Origin of the sequence: Streptomyces xanthophaeus (genome assembly GCF_000725805.1) — a bacterium.
Classification (GTDB): domain Bacteria; phylum Actinomycetota; class Actinomycetes; order Streptomycetales; family Streptomycetaceae; genus Streptomyces; species Streptomyces xanthophaeus.
The window spans coordinates 57,017-81,650 of the sequence record NZ_JOFT01000028.1; the positions used below are offsets into that span (position 1 = coordinate 57,017).

The 24,634-nt window shown below is 71.8% G+C and carries 21 protein-coding genes; 12 read left to right on the top strand and 9 right to left on the bottom strand.

Annotated features, from left to right (window positions below; all coding sequences use genetic code 11):
- The first annotated feature begins 488 nt into the window (after positions 1–488).
- Positions 489–2,417, top strand: a complete 1,929-nt coding sequence (locus IO30_RS0118410) for a SpoIIE family protein phosphatase (RefSeq protein ID WP_245234176.1) — start codon at positions 489–491, stop codon at positions 2,415–2,417.
- Positions 2,418–2,485: 68 nt separating this feature from the next.
- Positions 2,486–3,931, top strand: a complete 1,446-nt coding sequence (locus tag IO30_RS0118415; RefSeq protein WP_037894487.1) for a catalase — start codon at positions 2,486–2,488, stop codon at positions 3,929–3,931.
- 104 nt (positions 3,932–4,035) lie between these two features.
- Here IO30_RS0118415 and IO30_RS0118420 read toward each other — a convergent pair whose 3' ends face one another.
- Complete coding sequence (locus IO30_RS0118420; protein ID WP_031144390.1) at positions 4,036–6,318, bottom strand: transglycosylase domain-containing protein; 2,283 nt, start codon at positions 6,316–6,318, stop codon at positions 4,036–4,038.
- Between the two features lie 243 nt (positions 6,319–6,561).
- Between IO30_RS0118420 and IO30_RS0118425 the strand changes: the two genes are divergently transcribed.
- Genes IO30_RS0118425 through IO30_RS0118435 form a run of 3 tightly spaced genes read left to right on the top strand, consistent with a single transcriptional unit; the run spans position 6,562 to position 8,615 of the window.
- Positions 6,562–7,470: an SPFH domain-containing protein gene (locus tag IO30_RS0118425; RefSeq protein WP_031144392.1), complete on the top strand. Its 909-nt coding sequence runs from the start codon at positions 6,562–6,564 to the stop codon at positions 7,468–7,470.
- A complete protein-coding gene (locus tag IO30_RS47875) occupies positions 7,467–7,778 on the top strand; it encodes a type II toxin-antitoxin system antitoxin (protein WP_031144394.1) in 312 nt (103 codons plus the stop codon). The genes IO30_RS0118425 and IO30_RS47875 overlap by 4 nt, the downstream gene beginning before the upstream one ends.
- A gap of 54 nt (positions 7,779–7,832) precedes the next feature.
- Positions 7,833–8,615 (top strand): peptidylprolyl isomerase, encoded by a 783-nt coding sequence (locus IO30_RS0118435; RefSeq protein ID WP_202205099.1) that lies wholly within the window; start codon positions 7,833–7,835, stop codon positions 8,613–8,615.
- A 13-nt stretch (positions 8,616–8,628) separates the two neighbouring features.
- Here the strand turns inward: IO30_RS0118435 and IO30_RS0118440 are convergent, their stop codons facing one another.
- Entirely contained in the window at positions 8,629–10,128 is a 1,500-nt protein-coding gene (locus IO30_RS0118440) for a DUF2079 domain-containing protein (RefSeq protein ID WP_237403420.1), read from the bottom strand.
- A 231-nt stretch (positions 10,129–10,359) separates the two neighbouring features.
- Between IO30_RS0118440 and IO30_RS0118445 the strand changes: the two genes are divergently transcribed.
- From IO30_RS0118445 to IO30_RS0118455, 3 genes are read left to right on the top strand one after another with little or no spacing between them, the layout of a single operon-like run.
- Positions 10,360–10,884 (top strand): PadR family transcriptional regulator, encoded by a 525-nt coding sequence (locus IO30_RS0118445; protein ID WP_031144400.1) that lies wholly within the window; start codon positions 10,360–10,362, stop codon positions 10,882–10,884.
- Positions 10,881–11,567, top strand: coding sequence for an ABC transporter ATP-binding protein (locus tag IO30_RS0118450; protein ID WP_031144403.1), 687 nt, complete (start codon positions 10,881–10,883; stop codon positions 11,565–11,567). Before IO30_RS0118445 ends, IO30_RS0118450 begins: the two co-directional genes overlap by 4 nt.
- Complete coding sequence (locus tag IO30_RS0118455; protein ID WP_031144405.1) at positions 11,564–13,933, top strand: ABC transporter permease; 2,370 nt, start codon at positions 11,564–11,566, stop codon at positions 13,931–13,933. Before IO30_RS0118450 ends, IO30_RS0118455 begins: the two co-directional genes overlap by 4 nt.
- Before the next feature lie 48 nt (positions 13,934–13,981).
- Here the strand turns inward: IO30_RS0118455 and IO30_RS0118460 are convergent, their stop codons facing one another.
- A complete protein-coding gene (locus IO30_RS0118460; protein ID WP_031144407.1) occupies positions 13,982–14,929 on the bottom strand; it encodes a hydrogen peroxide-inducible genes activator in 948 nt (315 codons plus the stop codon).
- Positions 14,930–15,075: 146 nt separating this feature from the next.
- Between IO30_RS0118460 and IO30_RS0118465 the strand changes: the two genes are divergently transcribed.
- Together IO30_RS0118465 and IO30_RS0118470 are read left to right on the top strand one after the other, a co-directional pair.
- Entirely contained in the window at positions 15,076–15,630 is a 555-nt protein-coding gene (locus IO30_RS0118465) for a peroxiredoxin (protein ID WP_031144409.1), read from the top strand.
- A gap of 3 nt (positions 15,631–15,633) precedes the next feature.
- Entirely contained in the window at positions 15,634–16,173 is a 540-nt protein-coding gene (locus IO30_RS0118470) for an alkyl hydroperoxide reductase (RefSeq protein WP_031144411.1), read from the top strand.
- 63 nt (positions 16,174–16,236) lie between these two features.
- Here IO30_RS0118470 and IO30_RS42040 read toward each other — a convergent pair whose 3' ends face one another.
- The 5 genes from IO30_RS42040 to IO30_RS0118495 form a co-directional block, all read right to left on the bottom strand.
- A complete protein-coding gene (locus tag IO30_RS42040; RefSeq protein ID WP_051902395.1) occupies positions 16,237–16,980 on the bottom strand; it encodes a hypothetical protein in 744 nt (247 codons plus the stop codon).
- Positions 16,981–17,022: 42 nt separating this feature from the next.
- Complete coding sequence (locus IO30_RS0118480; RefSeq protein WP_031144416.1) at positions 17,023–18,372, bottom strand: AI-2E family transporter; 1,350 nt, start codon at positions 18,370–18,372, stop codon at positions 17,023–17,025.
- Positions 18,373–18,487: 115 nt separating this feature from the next.
- Positions 18,488–19,207 (bottom strand): aggregation-promoting factor C-terminal-like domain-containing protein, encoded by a 720-nt coding sequence (locus IO30_RS0118485; RefSeq protein WP_031144418.1) that lies wholly within the window; start codon positions 19,205–19,207, stop codon positions 18,488–18,490.
- Between the two features lie 439 nt (positions 19,208–19,646).
- Entirely contained in the window at positions 19,647–20,963 is a 1,317-nt protein-coding gene (gene phoH2 / locus IO30_RS0118490) for an RNA 5'-3' helicase PhoH2 (RefSeq protein WP_031144420.1), read from the bottom strand.
- Between the two features lie 344 nt (positions 20,964–21,307).
- Entirely contained in the window at positions 21,308–22,069 is a 762-nt protein-coding gene (locus tag IO30_RS0118495; RefSeq protein WP_031144421.1) for an isoprenyl transferase, read from the bottom strand.
- A gap of 123 nt (positions 22,070–22,192) precedes the next feature.
- Here IO30_RS0118495 and mgrA point away from each other — a divergent pair, with 123 nt between their 5' ends.
- A complete protein-coding gene (mgrA, locus tag IO30_RS0118500; protein ID WP_031144422.1) occupies positions 22,193–23,230 on the top strand; it encodes an L-glyceraldehyde 3-phosphate reductase in 1,038 nt (345 codons plus the stop codon).
- A gap of 143 nt (positions 23,231–23,373) precedes the next feature.
- On the opposite strand, the gene IO30_RS0118505 is transcribed toward mgrA, so the two are convergent.
- The gene (locus IO30_RS0118505; protein ID WP_031144423.1) at positions 23,374–24,183 is read right to left on the bottom strand and encodes a prepilin peptidase; all 810 of its coding nucleotides are present in this window, start codon (positions 24,181–24,183) and stop codon (positions 23,374–23,376) included.
- Positions 24,184–24,261: 78 nt separating this feature from the next.
- On the opposite strand from IO30_RS0118505, the gene IO30_RS0118510 reads away from it, so the two are divergent.
- Positions 24,262–24,621, top strand: coding sequence for a DUF192 domain-containing protein (locus tag IO30_RS0118510; RefSeq protein ID WP_031144425.1), 360 nt, complete (start codon positions 24,262–24,264; stop codon positions 24,619–24,621).
- The last annotated feature ends 13 nt before the right edge of the window (positions 24,622–24,634 follow it).

A 24,634-nucleotide genomic window follows, 5' to 3' on the forward strand; every position in this document is an offset into this window, starting at 1 on the left:
CAGCACATCCGTAAGTACCGTGCACCACACGGAACTTGACCGGAGGTCAACGCAGAGCGAGAGGTAACAGGGGAGACGCGGTAACGCAGGGCGATGGTGCCCCGGCCGCTGAGCGGGTATACCGCGACTGACCGAGTTGAGTGCAGCGCACATCGAGCGCAGACGGACGGAATTCCACGCGTGACGGAGTACCCCACCTCTCAGGAGGGCCCGCAGCCTGCCGCAGCCACCGCGGCACCGGCCCCGGGCGGTTCCGGCCTGCCCTTCGCCTCCGGCGCGGCGCACCGCGAACTCGGCAACGCCCCGGCCGGACCGGGTACCGGAGCGGACGGCCACCGGGGTGATCTCCCGCTGGGGAGCCCCGTTCTCGGGAGGCTGGCAGGACTGGCGGCCGGATCCGGCCTGGGGAATTCCCGCCCTGCCGGAGGGTCCCCGCGTGCGGCGGGCAGGGCACCGCTGCCGCGGACCCGGCCGCCGGGGCGGACCCGGTGGGCGGCCAGGACGGCGCCGAGGAGCTCGCCCAGGACCTCGCCGCCGCACAGCGCGACGCCGATGCCGCCCGCACCGCCGCCGCCCAGGGGCCTCAGGTCCCGGACCCCGCCGAGCCCGCGCGCAGCGGCCCGCCCGCGGACAGCGTGGCCCGCCGCGAAGGGGACCGGCTGCGCTTCGTCGGCGCGGCCACCCGGCGCATCGCCCGCGGCATCGACCTCGACGAGATCGTGCTCGGCCTGTGCCGGGCCACGGTGCCGACCTTCTCCGACGCGATCCTGGTCTACCTGCGCGACCCGCTCCCCGTCGGGGACGAGCGCCCGGTGGGCCCCGTCGTCTTAAGGCTCCGGCGGACCGACCGGCTCCGGCCGATCGACGACCTCACCGACATGAGCAGCACCATCGGCGCGGGGATGGACCTCGCCGGGGCCGCGGGGGCCACCGGCGAGCTCGACTTCAGCCAGCTGCCGCTCGTCGGGCCGCAGGGCGACCTGCCCGCGGCCGAGCTGTGCGAGATCCGCCCGGGCGGGGCGCTCGCCGAGGTGCTGCGCGGCGTACGGCCCGTCTTCGGGTCCTCCGCGGCGGCCAAGGCGGCCCTGCCCGAGCTGCTCGGGCTGGACCACCCGCTGCCGCGCGGCAACCGGGCCGTCCTGGCGCCGCTGCGCGGCCGCCGCCGGGTGATCGGCGCGGCCGTGTTCCTGCGCAGCCCCGAACGGCCGGCCTTCGAGCAGAACGACCTCCTGGTCGCCGCCCAGCTCGCCACCCATACGGCCCTGGGCATCGACAAGGCGGTCCTGTACGGCCGCGAGGCGTACATCGCCGACGAGCTCCAGCGCACCATGCTGCCCGACAGCCTGCCCCAGCCCACCGGGGTGCGGCTCGCCTCGCGCTACCTGCCCGCCGCCGAGACGGCGCGGGTCGGCGGCGACTGGTACGACGCGATACCGCTGCCCGGCAGCCGGGTCGCGCTCGTCGTGGGCGACGTCATGGGCCACTCCATGACCTCCGCCGCGATCATGGGGCAGCTGCGCACCACCGCGCAGACCCTGGCCCAGCTGGACCTGCCTCCGGCCGAGGTCCTGCACCACCTGGACGAGCAGGCGCAGCGCCTGGGCTCCGACCGGATGGCCACCTGCCTGTACGCGGTCTACGACCCCGTCTCGCACCGCATCACCATCGCCAACGCGGGCCACCCGCCGCCGGTCCTGCTGCACCTGGGCGGGCGCGCCGAGGTGCTCCGCGTACCGCCCGGCGCCCCCATCGGGGTGGGCGGGGTGGACTTCGAGGCGGTGGAGCTGGACGCGCCCGCCGGGGCCACCCTGCTGCTGTACACCGACGGCCTGGTGGAATCGCGCCTGCGGGACGTGTGGACGGGCATCGAGCAGCTCCGCGAGCGCCTCGCCACCACCGCCCAGCTGACGGGCCTGGACCACCCGCCGCCGCTGGAGGCCCTGTGCGACGACGTGCTGGACATGCTCGGCCCGGGGGACCGGGACGACGACATCGCCCTGCTCGCGGCCCGTTTCGACGGGATCGCGCCCAGTGACGTCGCGTACTGGTTCCTGGACCCGGAGGAGACCGCTCCGGGCCGGGCCCGGCGGTTCGCCCGCCGGGCGCTGACCCGGTGGGGCCTGGAGGAGCTGAGCGACTCGCTGGAGCTGCTGGTCAGCGAGGTGGTCACCAATGCCGTCCGGTACGCCGAGCGGCCCGTCACGCTGCGCCTGCTGCGTACGGACGTCCTGCGCTGCGAGGTCGGGGACGACTCCCCGCAGCTGCCCCGCCAGCGCCGGGCCCGGGACACCGACGAGGGCGGCCGCGGCCTGTTCCTGGTCAACCGGATGGCCCGCCGCTGGGGTGCCACCCGGCTGAGCAGCGGAAAGGTGGTCTGGTTCGAGCTCCCGTTGCCGGGTGCGCATGAGCGGCGTTGACTGGGTAGGCGATCCGTAGCGACCCAGCCGACCCCTACGGGAGGACGCTCGTGACCCAGGACGCCCAGATGGTCCCCCACACGACGGACAACGCCGGGATCCCGGTGGAGAGCGACGAGCACTCGCTCACCGTCGGGCCCGACGGCCCGATCCTGCTCCAGGACCACTACCTGATCGAGAAGATGGCCCAGTTCAACCGTGAACGGGTCCCCGAGCGGGTGGTGCACGCCAAGGGAGCGGGCGCGTACGGCTCCTTCCAGGTGACCAACGACGTCAGCCAGTTCACCAAGGCCGATCTGTTCCAGCCGGGCCGCCGGACCGAGATGCTGGCCCGGTTCTCCACGGTCGCGGGCGAGCAGGGCTCGCCCGACACCTGGCGGGACCCGCGCGGCTTCGCCCTGAAGTTCTACACGGAGCACGGCAACTACGACCTGGTCGGGAACAACACCCCGGTCTTCTTCGTCCGGGACCCGAGCAAGTTCCAGGACTTCATCCGCTCCCAGAAGCGCCGCCCCGACAACGGGCTGCGCGACCACGACATGCAGTGGGACTTCTGGACCCTGTCCCCCGAGTCGGCGCACATGGTGACGTGGCTGATGGGCGACCGGGGCATCCCCCGGACGTACCGCCACATGAACGGCTACGGCTCGCACACCTACCTGTGGGTCAACGGCGGCGGCGAGAAGTTCTGGGTGAAGTACCACTTCAAGACCGACCAGGGCATCGAGTTCCTGACGCAGGCCGACGCCGACCGGATCGCGGGCGAGAACCCCGACTACCACCGGCAGGACCTGTTCGAGTCGATCGCGGGCGGCGAGGCGCCGAGCTGGACGCTGAAGGTCCAGGTCATGCCGTTCGAGGACGCGCCGGACTACCGCTTCAACCCGTTCGACCTGACCAAGGTGTGGCCGCACGCCGACTACCCGCTGATCGACGTCGGCCGGATGACCCTGGACAAGAACCCGGACGACTACTTCATCCACATCGAGCAGGCTTCGTTCGAGCCCTCGAACCTGGTGCCCGGCATCGGCCCGTCGCCGGACAAGATGCTGCTGGGCCGGCTCTTCTCCTACCCCGACACCCACCGGTACCGGATCGGGCCGAACTACGCCCAGCTCCCGCCGAACCGGCCCCGGTCCCTGGTGTCCTCGTACGCCAAGGACGGGCCGATGCGGTTCGAGGCGTCGAACGCGGCCCGCCCGTACGCGCCCAACTCCTACGGCGGTCCGGCGGCCGACACCGCCCGTTTCGGCGAGCCGGCCGGCTGGGCCACGGCGGGCGAGATGGTCCGCGAGGCGTACGCCCTGCGCAGTCAGGACGACGACTGGGGGCAGGCGGGCACGATGGTCCGCCAGGTCCTCGACGACGCGGCGCGCGAGCGGCTGGTGTCGAACATCAGCGGGCACCTGGCGGACGGGGTCAGCGGGCCGGTCCTGGAGCGGGCCCTGCAGTACTGGCGCAACGTCGACAAGGACCTCGGGGACCGGATCGCGGCGGCGGTCCCGGGCCGCTGAAGGCCGACGGCACACGACGCCGCCCCGCAGCCTTCGGGCTGCGGGGCGGCGTTTTCGTCGTCAGCGGGAGGTCACCGCCGGGTCAGCGCTGGGTCAGAGCCGGGTCAGCGCTCGTCCGTCTGCGGGAACAGCGGCGGGTCCGGCGGCTTCGGCGAGTTCTTCGTCGGCGTCGGGGTCGGCGTCGGCGTGGGCGTCGGCGTGGGCGGCTTGGGCGAGCTGTTGCTCGGGTCCGGCGAGCGGGTCGCGCTGCGCGTCGGGTCCGGGCTGTTCTGCGGCGCGCTGCTGCTGCTCGCCGGCGGGCTGGAGGACGGGCTGGGCGAGGGCGAGCTGGAGGCGCTGCGGGACGGTGCGACCGGGACGCCCATCTCGGCCTCCGACAGGTCGAACTTGCCCGTGGCCACGCCCTTGAGGACCGCCAGCGTGTACGTCTTCCAGATCTCCGCGGGGAAGCTGGAGCCACCCGCACGGCCACCGCCGGCGGTGCCGGTCAGCGTGACCTGCTTGTGCGTGCCCGGCTCCTCGCCGAACATCGCGACGACGGTGACCAGCTCCGGGGTGTACCCGGTGAACCAGCCCGCGACGTTGGACTCGGTGGTACCGGTCTTGCCGGCGGCCTGGTAGGCGCTGCTCTGGACCTTGTTGCCGGAGCCGTCGTTGACCACGCCCGTGAGCACCTTGGTCACGGTGTCGGCGGTCTGGCGGCTGATGGCCTGGCTGCCGATGGCCGGGGGCGGGGTGTAGTCGCGGTCCTTGTGCTCGGCGCTCTTGATGATGGTCGGCGTGACCTTCTTGCCGTGGTTGTCGAGGGTGGCGTAGACGGCGGCCATCTCCACGGTGTTGGCGCTCATCGTGCCCAGCGACATGGCCGGCTTGTCCTCGGGCCAGCCCTCGCGGTCCTTCATGCCGAGCGCGAGCGCCGTCTTCTTCACGGCCTGCGGCTTGACGTCGACGATCATCTGCGCGTAGACGGAGTTCACCGAGTAGTTGGTGGCCTCCTGGACGCTGATCTCCTTGCCGAAGTCCTTGTCGTCCTGGTTCTGCGGGTTGAACGGGATCTTGCTGCCGACCACTTGGCGCTTGCTGGTGCCGTCGTAGAGGGTGTTCGGGTTGATCGGCTTGCCGTCCTGGGTGGTCGCTCCGGTTTCCAGGGCGGAGGCGAGCACGATCGGCTTGAAGGTCGAGCCCGGCTGGTAGTCGGTGCGCAGGGCGTTGCTCGCGTCCTTCTCCGCCAGGCCCTGGCCGCCGTACATGGCGACGATCGCGCCGGTCTTGGCGTCCACGGAGGTGGCGCCGGCCTGGACGCTCTGGTCCTGGGGCCGGTTCTTGGTGTCCTTGCGGTCGAGCTTGGACTCCAGCTCCTCCTGGACCGCCTTCTCCAGCGCGTCCTGCTTCTTCTTGTCGATGTTGAGCGTGATGTCCCAGCCGCCGGCCGCGATCTCGGCGTCGGTGATGTCCTGCCGGTTCATCTCGTCGTTGGCGGCCTGGACCAGGTAGCCCTTCTGGCCGTCCATGCCCGGGGTGGGCTTGGGCTTGATGGGCTCCTGGAACTTCAGGTCCTTGCGCTTGGCCGCGTCCAGCTCGCCCATCTCGACCATGTTGTCGAGGACGGCGTTGAAGCGGATCATGACCAGCCGCTTGCCGTTCGGGCCGGCGGTCGCCCAGTCGTACTGGCTGGGGGCCTGGATGACGGCGGCGAGGTAGGCGCCCTGCTCCAGGGTGAGCTTGTCGGCGTCGACCCCGTAGTAGGCCTGGGCCGCGGCCTGGATGCCGTACGCGTTGCGGCCGTAGAAGTTGGTGTTCAGGTAGCCGGCGAGGATGTCGTCCTTCTCCATGCGCCGGTCGACCTTGAGGGAGATCACGAGCTCGCGGACCTTGCGCGTCGGCGACTGGTCCTGCGTCAGGTAGTAGTTCTTGACGTACTGCTGGGTGATCGTCGAGCCACCGGCGGTGCCCTTGCCCCGGACCGTGTTGAACAGGCCTCGGGCCACACCCATCAGGTCGATGCCCTGGTCCTTGTAGAAGGACTTGTTCTCGATGGCGATGAAGGCGGTCCGGACCTCCGGCGGGATCTTGTCGATCGGCAGGATGGAACGGTTCGTCTCACCGACGCGGGCCATGACCGAGCCGTCGGACCACTTGTACGTGTTGCTCTGCTGGGTGGCCAGGCGGTTCGGGTCGGTGGGCTCGTCCACGGAGAAGTAGAGGATGACCGCGGCGGCCATGAGCACCAGGATCCCCCCGAAGAAGGTCCCGAGGACCGTCTTCCAGGTGAAGAACCGGCGTATGCCGCTGCGTTTGCCGCCGCTCCCCTTGCCCTTGGTGCGTTCGGTCGGCGCCCGCCGCGCACCGCGCTGCTGCTGCGCCTTACGCGCTTCTGCTCGGCCCATCGCTCCCGCTCCGCTCGATAACCCCCCGACGTCAGCGTAGAAAGCTAACACCGCAGGCTGTGACAAAGGTTGGCCAACCAAGGCCAATACCGGTCAATTCGGACGTGAGAATCAGCACCCACGCCACTGGAACCGACGCACATCACGCCCGAAGGGTTGCCGACCCGTGCTCTCGGGAAGAAAAAGTGATATCACTTTGCTAGGCGGTCCGACCGGCCGCGACACAGGGAAACGGGGCAAACCATGACCAACACGGTCAGCACATCGGACGGGGTACGGGAATTCGCCGCGCGCAGCACGGGCGGCGGCATCGCGCTGCTGATCGGGCTGGCGGGCATGGCCGCGGGGGCGGGGCTGGCCGTGTCCGGCTTCCTGGCCTCCGGGGTGGCGCTGAAGGTGCTCCTGATCGCGGGTGGCCTCCTGCTGGCCCTCGCCTCCTTCATAGCGACGACCGGGCTCAACATGGTGGCGCCCGGCGAGGCCCGGGTGGTCCAGCTGTTCGGCCGCTACCGCGGGACGATGCGCACGGACGGGCTGCGCTGGGTCAACCCCCTGGCCACCCGGGAGAAGATCTCCACGCGGGTCCGCAACCACGAGACGGCCGTGCTGAAGGTCAACGACGCCTACGGCAACCCCATCGAGCTGGCGGCTGTCGTGGTGTGGCGGGTCGAGGACACCGCGCGGGCGGTCTTCGAGGTCGAGAACTTCACCGAGTTCGTCGAGACGCAGACCGAGGCCGCGGTGCGGCACATCGCGATCGAGTACCCCTACGACGCGCACGACGAGGGCGGCCTGTCGCTGCGCGGGAACGCCGAGGAGATCACCGAGAAGCTCGCGGTCGAACTCCAGACACGGGTGGACGCGGCCGGGGTGCACATCATCGAGTCCCGCTTCACGCATCTCGCGTACGCTCCGGAGATCGCCTCCGCGATGCTCCAGCGCCAGCAGGCCGGTGCGGTCGTGGCGGCCCGCAAGCAGATCGTGGACGGCGCCGTGGGCATGGTCGAGCTGGCCCTGACCCGGCTGGCGGAGGAGAACATCGTGGACCTGGATCCGGAGCGCAAGGCCGCCATGGTCTCGAACCTGATGGTGGTCCTCTGCGGGGACCGCGCCGCCCAGCCGGTGCTCAACACGGGCACCCTGTACCAGTGATCCCGCCCGGCACACCGCCCGCGTCCGGCCCCGGCCCCGAGCCGGAGGCCGGACCCGGCGCGGACGCGGGTACGGGCCCGGACGCGGGTACGGGCCCGGCGGGCCGCCGGCCCCGCAAGCAGGTGCTGCTGCGGCTCGACCCGCAGGTGCACGACGCGCTCGCGCGGTGGGCGGGCGAGGAACTGCGCAGCGCGAACGCGCAGATCGAGTTCCTGCTGCGGCGGGCGCTGGCCGAGTCGGGGCGCCTGCCGGGCGGGGCGGCGCCGATCCCGCCGCGCGGGCGGCCCCGTACGCCTCCGCAGTCCTGACCCGTCCCGGCGTGTGTCGGGCCGCCGTGGCGGGCGGGTGCGTCGGTACGCTCCGTGCGTCCGGTCGTCCCGGACGCCCCCGCCGCCGACCCCGACGAGGCCGCCATGCCGGACACAGCGCCCACCACCACCTCCGGCGCCCGGGTCCCGGCGGCCGTGCGCAGGGCGGCGACGGCCGTCGCGGTCGCCGCGGCGGGCGCGGGCCTGGTGTGGACGGCGGTCTCGGTGACGAGCGGGCCCGCCGACGCGAAACCGTCGGCCGCGTGCACCTACACCCCCACCGGCGGCGCCCGGCCCGCCGGGCTCCCGGCCGCGGGCGCCGACGGCGCCTCCTCGCGCCCGTACACCGCACGGCTCGTCACCGGCGAGGGGAGCGTCACCTTCGAGGCGCTGACCTCCGCCGCGCCCTGCACGACCCGCTCGTTCGCCCACCTGGCGGGGCGCAAGTACTTCGACGGCGGCAGCTGCCACCGCCTGACGACCCGTGGGATCTTCGTCCTGGAATGCGGCGACCCGGCCGGGGGCGCCGCGTCCGGCCCGGGGTACTCCTTCCCGGACGAGAACCTGGCCGGGGCCTCCTACCCGGCCGGCACCGTGGCGGTGTCCAAGTCCTCGCCCGGCCTCAACGGCGGCCGGTTCTTCATCAGTTACGCCGATCCGGCCCTGCCCATGCCCGCCGACTGGACGCCCTTCGGGAGGGTCGTCGGGGGGCTGGACGTACTGCAGCGGATCGCCGCCCGCGGCACGGCGGACGGCTCGGCCGACGGCAGGCCCCGGCAGCCGGTCGTCCTCGGCCAGGTCACCGTCTCCCCCGGCTCCGGCTCCGGGTCCGGCTGACCGCCCGGCCCCGCTACGGGTTGCGGCCGAGCAGGACAAAACCGGCCCGAGCCTCCACCGTGCGGTACCCCTTCGCGCGGGCCTGGTCCAGGGCGATCTGCTCGTGCACCACCGACAGCGGCCAGCGCAGCTGCGCCGGCACCTGGGTGTCGACCACGATCCACTGGGGGTCGGGCCGGCTGTCCGCCCACCCGAAGAGACTGACGGAGGTCCGGTCGGCGAGGTGCGGCACCAGGAGGTCCGAGGCCTGGACGGTGGCCCCGTCGGGGATCCGCTCCAGCACGGCCCGGGCCACCGCGGTCCGCGGATCGGTCCGCCAGGTCACCGGCTGGACGAGCTGCCACAGCGGGAAGTGCGGGAGCAGCAGCAGGCAGACCCCCGCGCAGCCGGCAAGATGGCGGCGCAGACCCGCACCGGTGGAACCCCGGCGGTGCAGGGCGTCGACGAGGGCCGCGAAGACGACCGGCATCAGCAGCAGCGAGTAGTGGTAGCCGGTTCCCCAGTGCGGCGGGTAGTCCGAGCCGAGCCGCCACAGCACGGTCGGCAGGGCGATCAGGACGAGCGGTGAGCGCAGGGCCAGGAACAGGGTGGGCGCCAGGACGAACAGCAGCGTGGTGACCTTCTCCTGCGGGGTGATCAGGCCGAGCGTGCCGTCCTGGAGCAGGTGCAGGACGCCCCCGCCCCCGCTCCCCTCGGCGCCCGCGGCGTCCTCCCGCGCGCCGTGCGAGGAGAGGTAGCCGTCGAGTCCGCCGGGGTGGAAGGACGGCAGGACGGCCAGCAGTTCGACCGCGCTGGCGGCCAGCCCGGCCACGGCGGTGGCGATCCCGAGCCGCAGGTGCGCGCGCCCGCCGCGCCAGACGATGACCAGGCCGGTCATGGCGACCGTGAAGCCGAGGTCCTCCTTGACGAGGACCAGGGGCAGCGCCCAGCAGGCGGCGGCGCGCATCCGGCCGCTGCCCAGGGCGGCCAGGGAGCAGGCCAGCAGGGGCACCGCGAAGGCCCACTCGTGGAAGTCGAAGCCGACGGCGCTCGCGATGCCCCAGGAGAGCCCGTAGCAGGCGCCGATGACGGCGGCGGCCGGGGCGCCCAGCGTCCGGCGGGCCCAGCCGGTCAGCGGCAGGATGCTCCCGGCGACCAGCGCGGCCTGGGCCACGAGCAGCACCTTCACGGACGGCCACAGCCAGTACAGGGGTGCCAGCAGGGCCAGGACGGGCGAGAAGTGGTCCCCGAGGACGGGGAAGTCCGGCCCCTTGATCTCGGAGACGGGCAGCTGCCAGGCCGCGTAGGAACGCACGACCTGGACGAAGATCCCGAGGTCGAAGCTGTGGGAGAGCAGCCGCTCGTGGATCCGCAGGGACAGGGTCATGTAGGCGAAGAAGAAGGCCCCCGCCATGGCCCACATCCACCAGGCGGTCGCGGGACGTTCCCGGCCGATGAGCTGCGGTCCGGACCGTTGCGCGGTGCCCGACTGCTGCGCCGGGAGGGTGGTGGCGTCACTGACGGGTGCCGGCATGGAGGCGCGCCTTCCGGAAGAAGCGGCTGAGCTCCTCACGATGCCAGCCGGGCCGCGGCTCCCGGCCCGGGCCGCTTGCGGTGCGGGCAGAATCCTTCGAATGGCCGATCCGGCGGTACGAGCCATTCCATATCCTCACAATGGGGTCCCACCTGCGGAAACATCATCCGTACCGAGACTATGCACCCCGCGTATACAGAGCAGGTATACACCCCGTGTACAGTCCTCCCCATGTCCATAGGTCACACCTTGCTCGGTCTCCTGGAGGCCGGCCCGCGCCACGGCTACGACCTCAAGCGCGCCTTCGACGAGACGTTCGGCCACGACCGCCCCCTGGCCTACGGGCAGGTCTACGCGACCATGTCCCGCCTCCTGAAGAACGGCCTCGTGGAGGTCGACGGGGTGGAGAGCGGCGGCGGCCCCGAACGCAAGCGCTACGCCATCACCGACGCGGGCATCACCGACGTCGACGGCTGGCTCTCCCAGCCCGAGAAGCCCGAGCCCTACCTCCACTCGACCCTCTACACCAAGGTCGTCCTCGCCCTGCTCACCGGCCGCAGCGCGAGCGACCTGCTGGACACCCAGCGCGCCGAACACCTGCGGCTGATGCGCATCCTGACCCAGCGCAAGCGCAAGGGCGACCTCGCCGACCAGCTCGTCTGCGACCACGCCCTGTACCACCTGGAGGCGGACCTGCGCTGGCTCGAACTCGCCGCCGCACGCCTGGACCAGCTCGCCAAGGAGGTGCGCCGATGACCCCCGCCGGCTCGCTGCTCGCCGCCACCGACCTGCGCAAGACCTACGGCAGCACCCAGGCCCTCGACGGCGCCGAGTTCTCCGTCCACCCCGGCGAGGTCGTCGCCGTCATGGGCCCCTCCGGCTCCGGCAAGTCCACCCTGCTGCACTGCCTCGCCGGGATCGTCACCCCCGACTCCGGCTCCATCACCTACGCGGGCCGCGAGCTGTCCGCCATGAACGACGCCGCGCGCAGCGCCCTGCGCCGCAGCGAGTTCGGCTTCGTCTTCCAGTTCGGGCAGCTCGTACCGGAGCTGACCTGCGTGGAGAACGTCGCCCTGCCGCTGCGCCTGACCGGCGTCAAGCGCAAGGAGGCCGAACGGACCGCGCTGCACTGGATGGAGAAGCTCCAGGTCGAGGACCTCGGCCGCAAACGGCCCGGCGAGATATCCGGCGGCCAGGGCCAGCGCGTGGCCGTCGCCCGCGCCCTGGTCACCCAGCCCCGGGTGATCTTCGCCGACGAGCCCACCGGCGCCCTCGACTCCCTCAACGGCGAGCTGGTGATGCAGCTGCTCACCGAGACCGCCCGCTCCGCCAACGCCGCCGTCGTCCTCGTCACGCACGAGACGCGCGTGGCCGCGTACTCCGACCGCGAGATCGTCGTACGCGACGGCCGCTCCCGCGACATGGAGCGGATCGTATGAGCACGCTCTCCACCTGGGCACGCGACCTCGCCATGGGCGCCCGCTTCGCCTTCGGCGGCGGCCGCGAGGGCTGGACGCGCACCCTGCTCACCGGCGTGGGCGTCGGCCTCGGCGTCGCCCTGCTGCTGATCAGCACCGCGATCCCCGGCGCCCTCACCGCCCGCACCGAACGCGGTGACGCCCGCTCCACCATGAGCGCGCCGACCGCGGACGCCCCGGGCCCCGACACCCTGCTCATCGCACGCGCCGGCCAGACCTTCCACAACAAGGACATCGAAGGCCAGCTGGTCTACGCCGAGGGCCCGGACGCCCCCGTACCGCCCGGCCTCCAGAAGATCCCGGCCCCCGGCGAACTGGCCGTCTCCCCCGCCCTGAACGACCTGCTGAACTCCGCCGACGGCGCCCTGCTGCGCGAACGCCTCGACGGCCCCGTCACCGCCGTCATCGGCGACGCCGGACTGACCGGCCCGGGCGAACTCCTCTTCTACCTCGGCAACGCCGAGCTCACCCAGCGCGCGGAGAGCACCGGCCTGGGCCGGTTCCGCGTCGACCGCATCACCGCCTTCGCCAACACCGTGGAGAGCCCGCCGCTGGATCCGGTGCTGATGCTCCTGGTCGTCCTGACCTTCGTCGCCCTGCTCATGCCGGTCGCCGTCTTCATCGCCGCCGCCGTCCGCTTCGGCGGGGAGCGCCGCGACCGGCGGCTCGCCGCACTGCGGCTGGTCGGCGCCGACAGCCGTGCGGTCCGCCGGATCGCGGCGGGCGAGGCCATGGCCGGATCCCTCGTCGGCCTGGTGCTCGGCGTCGGCTTCTTCCTGCTCGGCCGCCGGCTCGTCGGCGGGCTCAGCCTCCAGCAGCGCAGCGTCTTCCCCGCCGACCTGGACCCGGCGCCCTGGCTGGCCGCCCTGGTCGCCGTGGCGGTGCCCGCCGCAGCCGTCGCCGTGACCCTGTTCGCGCTGCGCGGGGTCGTCATCGAACCGCTGGGCGTCGTCCGTACGGCCACGCCGCGGCGGCGCCGCATCTGGTGGCGGCTGCTGCTGCCGCTCGGCGGGGTCGCCCTGCTCATCCCCCTGACGGGCCGCGGGAACGACCACGGCCGGTTCAACCAGTGGCAGGTCAGCGGCGGCATCGTCCTGCTGCTGATCGGCATCACCGCCCTGCTCCCCTGGCTCCTGGAACGCATCGTCGGACGGATGTCCGGCGGGCCGGTCTCCTGGCAGCTGGCCGTACGCCGCCTCCAGCTCAGCAGCGGCACCGCCGCCCGCCTGGTCAACGGCATCGCGGTCGCGGTCGCCGGGGCCATCGCCCTGCAGATGCTCTTCGTCGGCGTCGAGGGCGACTACGCCGAGGACACCGGGCAGGACCCCGCGCGCGCCTCGGTCTCGATCCTCCTGCACACCGGCACCGAGTCGCAGATCGACGCCCTCGCCCAGCAGATCGCCGGTACCCCGGGCATCGCCCGCTCCGTCCCGCTGACCTCGGTCGGCGCCGCCCACACGGTCCCCTCCGGGGACGAGCGGATCGACGTGACCATCGGCAGCTGCGACGCACTCGGCGAGGTCGCGGTGCTCGACTCCTGCAAGGACGGCGACGCCTTCGTGCTCACCGGCTCCCCCCGCACCGGGGAGGGCGGCTACGGAGCCACCGCGCGCCCCGGCGACCGGCTCTTCGCGGGCAACATCTTCGGCTTCAAGGACGACGGGGACACCGGCACCGAGGCCGTGCCGTGGACCTTCCCGGCCGGCGCCCGCACCGTCGCCAGCCGCGAGGACCCCGTGGGTCAGCTGCGCACGGGGCTGCTGGTCACCCCGGCCGCCGCCCCGAAGAACCTGGGCTTCCACCAGAACGCGCAGATCTTCGTCCAGCTCGACGAGTCCGTGCCGGGAGCCCTGGAGCGGGTGCGCTCCGCCTCCTTCAAGGCGGACCCCTTCGCCACCGCGATGACGCTGCAGTCGACCCGCGAGGACGCCGGCTACTCCACCATCCGCATCGGGCTGTTCTTCGGCGCGACCGGCGTACTGATCCTGATCGGCTCCAGCCTGCTGGTCTCGCAGCTGGAGCAGCTGCGCGAACGCCGCAAACTCCTCTCGGCGCTCGTGGCCTTCGGCACCCGGCGCTCCACGCTGAGCCTGTCGGTGCTGTGGCAGACCGCCCTGCCCGTCGCCCTGGGCATGGTCCTGGCGGCCGGGGTGGGCATCGGGCTGGGCACCGTCCTGATGGCGATGACCAGCCGTCCCCTGCGGATCGACTGGCTCTGGGTCCTGGCCATGACCGGGGTCGGCGCGGGCGTGGTCGCCCTGGTGACCGCCCTCAGCCTGCCGGTGCTGCTGCGCCTGATGCGCCCGGACGGCCTGCGCACGGAGTGACCCCCGGCCCCGCGCAGGCACCTGCGCCCGCTCCCGTACGGCCCCGGTTCAGTCGGTGGGCCACACCGGGAGCGGGCGCACGGCTTCGCGCAGGGCGGCGGCGATGGCCCGGAACTCCTCCTGCCGGGCGGTCCCCGTACGCATGGCGAGCGCGATCCGCCGGGAGGGGGCGGGCTCGGCGAAGTACCCGGTGGCCAGGTGCTCGTTGCGGGCCGTCTCCAGCCGCAGCGCGGTGCGCGGCAACAGCGTCACGCCCAGTCCCCCTGCGACCAGTTGTACGAGGGTCGACAGTCCTGCTGCGGTCGTCGTCACATCGGCCCCGGTGGTGCGGCCCGCCTCGCGGCAGATGTCCAGGGCCTGGTCGCGCAGGCAGTGACCCTCGTCAAGCAACAGCAGCTGGAGTCCGCGCAGTTCCTCCAGCGGCACGTCCCGGCGTCCGGCCAGCGGGTGCTCGCGGGTCGCCAGCAGGACGAAGTCCTCGTCGAAGACGGGCAGTTCGGTGACCCCGGGCATCCCCAGCGGCACCGCCAGCAGCAGCAGGTCCAGCCGTCCGCCCGACAGCCCCTCCAGCAGCGAGGCCGTCTGCTCCTCGTGCACCTGGAGGTCCATGCCGGGGTAGCGCCGGTGGAACAGGCCGAGCACGGTCGGCAGCAGGTACGGCGCCACGGTGGGGATCACCCCGAGCCGCAGGACGCCGGTGAAGGGGGCGCGCACCGCCTCGGCCTCCTCCAGCAGCCCGCCCATGGCGTCCAGCACGACCCGGGCCCGGGCGGCGATCCGCTCCCCGGCCGGGGAGAGCAGCACCTTGCGGGTGGTGCGCTCCAGCAGTTGCACGCCGAGGGCCTCCTCCAGCGCGGAGACGGCGCCGGAGAGGGCCGGCTGGCTCATCCCGATGGCCGCGGCTGCATCCCGGAAGTGCAGGTGCTCGGCGACGGCGGCGAAGGCGCGCAGCTGCGCGAACGTCGCCTGCTTCGGTCCCCTACTACTGACAGCCACTGATAGGCACCTCCGATCACCTGACACAAGAGTAGCTATTTCTGTAATCAATGCAGCTGTGCCAGCATGTGAGATCCGTCCAACCCTCCGGAAAGGCGCCGAAATACCCCAAAAGGGTGGCGCCTTCCTGTTCGCAAGGAGAGCACGTGCTCACTGTCGGTGACAAGTTCCCCACCTACGATCTGACCGCTTGCGTCTCGCTCGAAGCCGGCAGCGAGTTCGCCCAGATCGACCACAAGACCTATGAGGGCAAGTGGCGCGTGGTGTTCTTCTGGCCGAAGGACTTCACCTTCGTCTGCCCGACCGAGATCGCCGCGTTCGGCAAGCTGAACGAGGAGTTCCAGGACCGCGACGCCCAGATCCTCGGTGTCTCCGGCGACTCCGAGTTCGTCCACCACGCCTGGCGCAAGGACCACGCCGACCTGCGTGACCTGCCCTTCCCGATGCTGGCCGACTCCAAGCACGAGCTCATGCAGGCCTGTGGCGTGCAGGGCGAGGACGGCTTCGCGCAGCGCGCCGTCTTCATCGTCGACCAGAACAACGAGATCCAGTTCTCCATGGTGACCGCCGGTTCCGTCGGCCGTAACCCCAAGGAGGTCCTGCGGGTCCTGGACGCCCTGCAGACCGACGAGCTGTGCCCCTGCAACTGGACCAAGGGCGAGACCACCCTCGACGCCGGCGCGCTGCTGGCCGGTGAGTGACGGATGTCCCTCGACTCCCTGAAGTCCGCCATACCGGACTTCGCCAAGGACCTGAAGCTGAACCTCGGCTCGGTCATCGGCAACCAGGACCTCCTCTCGCAGCAGCAGCTGTGGGGCACCGTCCTGTCGTGCGCGATCGCCGCCCGCTCCCCGCGCGTCCTGCGTGAGCTGGAGCCGGAGGCGAAGGCGAACCTCTCCCCGGAGGCGTACACCGCCGCCAAGTCCGCCGCGGCGGTCATGGCGATGAACAACGTCTTCTACCGCACGCGGCACCTGCTCTCCGACCCGGAGTACGGCACCCTGCGCGCGGGCCTGCGGATGAACGTCATCGGCAACCCGGGCGTGGAGAAGGTCGACTTCGAGCTGTGGTCGCTCGCGGTCTCCGCGATCAACGGCTGCGGCCAGTGCCTGGACTCGCACGAGCAGGTCCTGCGCAAGGCCGGCGTCGCCCGCGAGAACATCCAGGAGGCCTTCAAGATCGCCTCGGTGATCCAGGCCGTCGCGGTCACCCTGGACTCGGAGGCGGCCCTCGCCGCCGAGTGACACCGCACCACCGCACGACGAAGGGGCCCCGCGGCCGGGAACGGCCGCGGGGCCCCTTCGCGTTCACTTCTCCAGCGCCGCCATCATCGTCCGCATGTCCTTGACCATGGCCGTCTTCAGGGCGTCGCGGCCGGGCCGGGGCGGCGTCGGGCCTTCCCCGTCCCCGTCCTGTGCAGGCCCGTCGGAGGGCTCCCGTTCACCGACGAAGGCCACGTGCAGCACGAACACCGCGCCGCCGTCACGGACCCGCAGCCGCAGGTCGTCGTCGACCTCGGCGCCGGCATCGGGATCGGGCCCGGAGAACAGCGCCTCGTCACCGAGGCCGGACACCGGCTCCCAGGCACCGATGTCCTCGTTGAACATCCGGTCGTACTTGTTGCCCACCCGGAACTCGGCCGCCGGGTCGGCCTTCTTGTGCAGCTCGGTCTCCGCCTGGACGTAGTACGCGCCCTCGCCGGCCGTGCTGGAGCCGGACCGGCTGCACATCGCCCAGTCCAGTGCCGGGTCGCGGCCTTCCATGTGCGGGTCGGCGCTGGCGGACAGGCCGCCGAGGACCTCGTCCAGGGCCGACAGCTTCACCTGCTCGCACAGGTTGTCCGTGGCCTTGTGGCGCAGTGGGGGCACCGTCAGCCGGTCCCCGTAGAAGTACAGTCCGCCCGCCCACACGGCGGAGGTGGCCACGACCGCCGCCAGCGCCCACCGCCACGGCCGGGCCGGTCCCCGCTCGCGCTGCGGCGGGGCGCCTTCCGCCACCTCGGCCGGGCCTGCCGTCTCCCACTGCCCATCGAGCTCGGGCTCGCTGATCATCCCCTGCCCCCCTGTTCCCCTGTTCCCCTGTTGTGCGTTGCGCTAGGTCCTCGGCTCCGCCGGGCCGTCCGGCACCAGGTCCACCGGCGTCGCCCCGTGCGGACCCGGGCCGATCGCTCCGGCGCCCAGGTGCTGCTGGTCGCGCGAGTACGCCTTCAGGTAGCCCACCGCGGTGTTGGTGACGGCCACCAGCGGGACGGCGACCACCGCGCCGCCGATGCCCGCGACCATGCCGCCCGCCGCGACCGAGAGCACCACCGCGAGCGGGTGCACCCGTACCGCCCTGCCCAGGATGAAGGGCTGCAGGACGTGCCCCTCGATCTGCTGCACCGCCAGGACCACCAGCAGCACCATCAGGGCGCTGAACACGCCCTGGGTCACCAGCGCGACGACCACGGCGAGCGCGCCGGAGACCACCGCGCCGACCAGCGGGATGAAGGCGAACAGGAAGATGAACACGGCGAGCGGCACCGCCATCGGCACCTTCAGGAAGTAGATGCCGAGGCCGATGAAGATGGCGTCGATGAGCGCGACGAGCACGGTGCCCCGTACGTAGGCGGTCAGCGTGCGCCAGGCGCGCGGTCCGGCTCCCGCCACGCCGGGCCGGGCCGCGGCCGGGACCAGGCCCAGGGTCCAGGTCCAGATGCGCTTGCCGTCGTAGAGCAGGAACAGCGTCGAGAACATCGCGAGCAGGATGCCCGTCAGGACCTCGACGAGCACCGTCACGCCCTGCAGACCCGCCGAGGTGATCTGCTCGGTGTTGGTGCCGATGGTCTCGCTGAGGTTCTTGGCGATGTCGTTGATCTGCTTCTCGGTCACGTGGAACGGACTGTCCAGTGCCCAGAGCTTGAGTTCGTTGATGCCGTCGCGGACCCGGTCGGAGAGGTCGTCGAGGTTCTCCATGACCTGCCAGACCACGAACCAGCCGACGAGCCCGATGACCACGAAGCCGAGGATCGCGGTGACGGCGGTGGCGAGCCCCCGCGGCAGGCCGAGGCGCCGCAGCCGGACCACGAACGGCTGGAGCAGCGCGGTGACGAGCATGGCGGCGGCGAAGGCGAGGACGACCAGGCGGACTTCGCTGATCACCTTCATCAGCACCCAGAGCATCCCGGCGAGCAGCAGCAGCCGCCAGCTGGCCTCGGCGGCGACCCTCATCCCCCACGGCACCACGCTCGCCGGGTCGGGGCGCTCGGGACGCACCGCGGCGGTGACGGCTGCCGGGGCGGCCACGGGCTGCGCGGCGACGGCCGGTTCCGGGGCGGGCGCGGCACGGCGCGGCAGCTCACCGGTGGACTCGGCCTCCACCTCGGCACGCCGCTCGTTGAGGCGGGCCTCCATCCGGTGGAGCCTGTTCCCGAGCCGGCCGAGCCAGCCTGCCCTCTTCGCCATGTCGTTCCTTTCCCCCCGCCTGGTCTGCGATCACACCTGAAAGACCGTACACGCGAGGAGCCCCGCACCGTCTACGGTGCGGGGCTCCTCGGTGCCTGACGGCCGTGGGCGCGGGCTAGTACCAGTTGTTGGCCTGGTGGAAGCTCCAGGCGCCGCAGGGGCTGCCGTAGCGCTCGTTCATGTAGTTCAGACCCCACTTGATCTGCGTGGCGGGGTTGGTGCGCCAGTCGGCTCCGGCCGAGGCCATCTTCGAGCCCGGGAGCGCCTGGACCAGACCGTACGCGCCCGAGGACGAGTTCACGGCCTTGTAGTTCCAGGTGGATTCCTGGTTGATGATGTTGGAGAAGCACTGGAACTGGCCGGCCGGGACCATCTGCTGGGCGATGGCCTTGACCTGCGCGACCGTGTACGAGCTCTGGGGCGCGAAGTCACCGGCGTCGCGGGCGGCGGAACGGCTGGCGACCTCTTCCTTCGCCTCGCGTTCCTTCTTCAGCTTGGCCTCGGCCTCGGCCTTCTTGTCGGCCTCCGCCTTCTCCGCTTCCGCCTTCTTCGACTTGGCGGTCTCGGCGGCCTGGACGCGCGCGGCCTCCTCGGCCGAACGCTTCGCGTCGGCCTCGGCGGCGTGGACGATGGTGTCGGCCTGCTGCGTCAGGGATGCGCTCTGGACGGCGGCCTGGTCACCGACCGGGATGTCAGCGAGGAGAGTCGCGCCGGACGCGGTCGTCTCGAGATCGTTCGAGGAGGCGTCGCCAGTGGCGACGCCGACGACTGCGCCAACGGTGGTGACCGCGGTGGCCGAAGCCACTGCGAACCCCCGGACCGAGATCCGGCTCACACGGTGTCCTTCCAGCAGCGTCCGCAGTGACCACGCGGCGCAAGAGTGCCCCTCGACACTGGCCTCCGTGGTGATGCGGTCACTGGAGGCGCGGGCCCGTGGGCAACTCCCTCTCGGGGGCTGCCGCATGATGCTCCGGGCGGCATACGGCGAACGGCTGTGGAGTTGTGGTGCTGCTTGCATCTCACGGGAGATACCGGGGGTCCCCCCGGACGAAGTCTGGGGGAGTGCCGTATGCGGGGCCTGACGGAAAACAGACTCTGCCGGACCTCGACGCCGCAGGGCAATTCTGCGTTGCGTGGGAAAGGTCACACCTGGCAAGGCGACGCTGTTTTGCTCAAAGGGCTGTGCAGCGCGACGCCGCCCGGCTAGGCTCCTTGGCCTTTGCCGGGCGGCGTCAACTCGTCCTCCCACTATGGGGTTTTTGACCCTTTCCGGCTCAGAGGTTCTCGAGCATCTCGGTGACCAGAGCGGCGATCGGGGAACGCTCGGAGCGCGTCAGCGTGATGTGGGCGAAGAGCGGATGGCCCTTCAGTTTCTCGACCACGGCGACGACTCCGTCGTACCGGCCGACCCGCAGGTTGTCCCGCTGGGCGACGTCGTGGGTCAGGACGACCCGCGAATTGGCGCCGATACGGGACAAGACGGTCAGCAGGACGTTGCGTTCCAGGGACTGGGCCTCGTCCACGATCACGAAGGCGTCGTGCAGCGAACGTCCGCGGATGTGCGTGAGCGGCAGGACCTCCAGCATCCCGCGGTTCAGCACCTCCTCGATGACCTCGCGCCCGGCGACCGCCGAGAGGGTGTCGAAGACCGCCTGCGCCCAGGGGCTCATCTTCTCGGACGCGTCCCCGGGCAGGTAGCCCAGGTCCTGGCCGCCCACCGCGTACAGCGGCCGGAAGACCATCACCTTCTGGTGCTGCCTGCGCTCCAGCACGGCCTCCAGGCCCGCGCACAGGGCGAGCGCGGACTTGCCGGTGCCAGCCCGGCCGCCCATGGAGATGATCCCGATCTCCGGGTCGAGGAGCAGGTCGAGGGCGATCCGCTGCTCGGCGCTGCGGCCGTGCAGCCCGAAGGCCTCGCGGTCGCCCCGTACGAGCTTCACGTTGCCGTCCGCCGTGACCCGGCCGAGCGCCTTGCCGCGCTCGGACTGCAGGACCAGTCCGGTGTGCACGGGGAGTTCGGCCGCCTCCGGGACGTAGAGCCGCTCCTCGGAGTAGAGGAGGTCCACCTGTTCCCCGGAGAGGGAGAGCTCGCTCATGCCGGTCCAGCCGGCATCGGTGATCGCGAGTTCCGCTCGGTACTCCTCGGCGATCAGCCCCACGGAGGAGGCCTTGATGCGCAGCGGGAGATCCTTCGACACGACCGTGACGTCGTAGCCCTCGGCCTGGAGATTGCGGGCGACGGCGAGGATCCGCGAGTCGTTGTCCCCCAATCGGAAGCCGGCGGGCAGGACGCTGGGGTCGGAGTGGTTGAGCTCGACGCGCAGGGTGCCGCCCAGATCGCCCAGCGGGATGGGGGCATCGAGACGACCGTTGCGAACCCGGAAGTCGTCGAGCAGGCGCAGGGCCTGGCGCGCGAAGTAGCCGAGTTCGGGATGGTGCCTCTTTGCCTCCAGCTCGGTGATCACCACGATCGGGAGCACGACCTCGTGCTCGTCGAAGCGGGAGATCGCGTTGGGGTCTGCCAGCAGGACGCTGGTGTCGAGGACGTAGGTCCGCCTGTCGGGCAGGCGGCTCTTAGTGCTGGTCACCACGGAAGGACGTACCCCCTCGGAAGAGGTCGGGCCATGAAGACCGGACCGGTCATCGGCACCCATGCCAGGGCCGATTTCCGGCCCTCCACTCCGACCGTGCGAACCGCACGTGCGTCCTGGTGCAAAGGGCCTCCCGGGCGGACGACCCCATGCCGTCCGCTGAGATTCGACACCCGTGGATCGGGCGTCGACCTGCAAGGGATATTCCCCGAACAGGCCAGGCCATGCCATGGCATATGACGGACGCTCGGTGAATCCCTGGTGAAGGCTTTCGGGGGGCGGGCGCGTCGCGGATCCGAGGAGGGCGCGGGGTGGTACCGAGGGGGCGTCAGACACCCCCGGGATCAGCTCCCGTACCGCCGGTGGCGCGCCGCGTAGTCGCGCAGGGCACGCAGGAAGTCGACCTTCCGGAAGGCCGGCCAGAAGACGTCGCAGAAGTGGTACTCCGAATGCGCGCTCTGCCACAGCATGAATCCGGACAGTCGCTGCTCACCGCTGGTGCGGATCACGAGGTCCGGGTCGGGCTGACCGCGCGTGTACAGGTGCTCGGCGATGTGGTCGATGTCCAGGACCTCGGCGAGCTCCTCGAAGGAGGTGCCCTTCTCCGCGTGCTCCAGCAGCAGGGACCGGACCGCGTCGGCGATCTCCTGGCGGCCGCCGTAGCCGACCGCGACGTTGACGAGTATCCCGTCGACGTCGTAGGTGGCCTGCTCGGCCTCCTTCAGCACGTTCTGCGTCCCGGCGGGCAGGATGTCGAGGTTGCCGACGTGGTGGACGCGCCAGCAGCCGGCCTCGGCGAGGCCGCGCACGGTGTTCTCGATGATGTTGAGCAGCGGGCGGAGCTCGACCTCGGGCCGGTCCAGGTTGTCGGTGGACAGCATCCACAGGGTGACGACCTCGACGTCCGTCTCGGTGCACCAGCCCAGCATCTCGTAGATCTTGTCGGCGCCGGCCTGATGGCCCTGCACCGTCGTGCCTCCCGACGCCTTCGCCCAGCGCCTGTTCCCGTCCAGGATCACGCCGATGTGCTTGGGCACCGCGTCGTGGTCGAGGCGGCCTTCCACCCGGCGTGCGTACAGCCTGTACACCAGGTCGCGCAGCTTCACGATCTTCCAGCCCCTCCGTGCAAGCCCCCGTGCGATTGCGGACCCCCGAGTGCGCCACATTACTGCGCAACCGGAGGCCCTACCCAACTCGGTCTGTCACAGGTCCGTGATAGGGAGGACAACATGACTGATACCAATCCCTATCGGGCAGACGCCTCGCGCTACGACTCCATGCCCTACCGGCGCACCGGTCGCAGCGGCCTGAAGCTCCCCGCCATCTCCCTGGGCCTGTGGCACAACTTCGGCGACGACAAGGCCCTGGAGACCCAGCGCGCGATCCTGCGCCGGGCCTTCGACCTCGGCATCACCCACTTCGACCTGGCGAACAACTACGGGCCGCCCCCCGGCTCGGCCGAGCTCAACTTCGGCAAGGTCTTCGCGCAGGACTTCGCGCCCCACCGCGAGGAGCTGGTGCTGTCCACCAAGGCCGGGTACCTGATGCACGCCGGGCCGTACGGCGAATGGGGCAGCCGCAAGTACCTGCTCGGCTCGCTCGACGCCTCGCTGAAGCGGATGGGCGTGGACTACGTCGACGTCTTCTACTCGCACCGCTTCGACCCGCACACCCCGCTGGAGGAGACCATGGGCGCCCTCGCGTCCGCGGTCCAGCAGGGCAAGGCGCTCTACGTCGGCGTCTCCTCCTACACCGCGCAGCAGACGGCCGAGGCGGCCCGGATCCTGGGCGAGATGGGCGTACGGCCGCTGATCCACCAGCCCTCGTACTCCATGATCAACCGCTGGACGGAGGAGGACGGCCTGCTCGACACCCTGGAGGAGAACGGCATGGGCTGCATCTCCTTCGCGCCGCTCGCACAGGGACTGCTGACCGGCAAGTACCTGGAGGGGATCCCGGAGGGCTCGCGGGCCTCGCAGGGCAAGTCCCTCAACCCCGACCTGCTGTCGGACGAGGTGCTCGGCCGGCTGCGGGGGCTGAACGGCATCGCCGCGCGGCGCGGACAGTCGCTGGCGCAGCTGGCGCTGAACTGGGTGCTCCGCGACGAGCGGATGACCTCGGCGCTGATCGGCGCTTCCAGCGTCAAGCAGCTGGAGGAGAACGTGGCCGCACTGGCCGGCGCACCGCTGTCGGAGGAGGAGCTGAAGGAGATCGATTCCTTCGCGGTGTCGACCCCCGGCACCAACATCTGGGCCCAGCGCGGCTGACCTGCACAAACGGTCCGCGGGTCAACAGGCGGACGGAGAAAGAAAAAACGGGCCGGTCCGTGGGGGGGATACGGACCGGCCCGAGGGGGGGGGTTCCACCATAACCCTTCGTAAAGCATCCTGCGTGCATTGCCGCGCCACGATTACGCTCCGAAACCATGCAGCAGCACTGCGGTGAATGCACCGGCCACCATGAAGGGGCCGAAGGCGAAGGGCTGCTTCCGGGTCGCCGGGCCCCGCAGGACAAGGGCGAGGCCGTAGCAGGAGCCGTAGAGGAAGCCCAGGAAGGCCCCGGCGGCCCATACCCCCCACCCGTACCACCCAAGAGCGACCCCCAGCGAGAGCGCCAGCTTGACGTCGCCGAAGCCCATGCCGGACGGGTTGATCAGGAAGAGCGCCAGGTACCCGACCGCGAGGGCCGCCCCGCCGAGCAGCGCGAGCCGCCAGGACCCGGCCGCCCCGGGGAGCGCGGCGGCGGCGCCGAGCAGCGCGGCGGCCGCGGCGGCGAGCGGCAGGGTCAGCACGTCGGGCAGCCGGCCCACGGCCCGGTCGACGAGGGCCAGCAGCACCAGGAGCGGGGCGAGGCCCACGTACGCCACCGCCTCGGGGCGCAGCCCCACGGCACCGGCCAGCGCGGCGCAGACCCCGGCGGCGAGGGGGACCGGGCCGGGCCCGTAACGGTGCCGGACCCCCGCCACGGGCCCGGCGGGCGGCGCACCCGCGACGGCCTCGGCCGCGGCGGCGGCCTCCGCGGGGACGGCCGCCCCGGCGCGGGCCGGGCAGCGGGCCGGGCAGCGGGCCGGGCCGAGCCAGCCCGTCAGCGCGTGCCCCTGCGGACACCGGTCGCGCCAGGGCTCCCCCGGGGCGACGGACAGCCGGTACGCGGCGCGGGGCAGCAGCAGCCCGGCGGCGGCGCCGTACCCGGCGGCGAGGAGCATCAGGACCACACCCATCCGGCGACCGTAGCGACTGCCCCGCCCGCGCGCCGGACCTTCGGGACACCGCACGGGAGACGACCTAAGGTGGCGGCCATGGGGAACTGGCGGGACGGCGGGGGCATCCTCGGGGTCGGGGCGAGCGAGATACCGCTGGAGGTCGCGGCCTCCTACCGGGCGCGGACCCGCGGGCTGCTCGGGCGCGACGGCATCGCCGGGGCCCTGCTGCTGACGCCCGCGGGGAGCGTGCACACCTTCGGGATGCGCTTCGCGATCGACGTCGCCTACCTGGACCGGCGGCTGCGCGTCATCGCCGTGACCACCATGGCACCGGGCCGGCTGGGGCTGCCCCGGCCGCGCTCCCGGCACGTCCTGGAGGCGGAGGCGGGCGCGATGGCGCGCTGGGGGCTGACCGCCGGCGCCGTCGTACGGCTGGAGACCCCCGGCGGGCCCTGACGCGTGGCCCGAT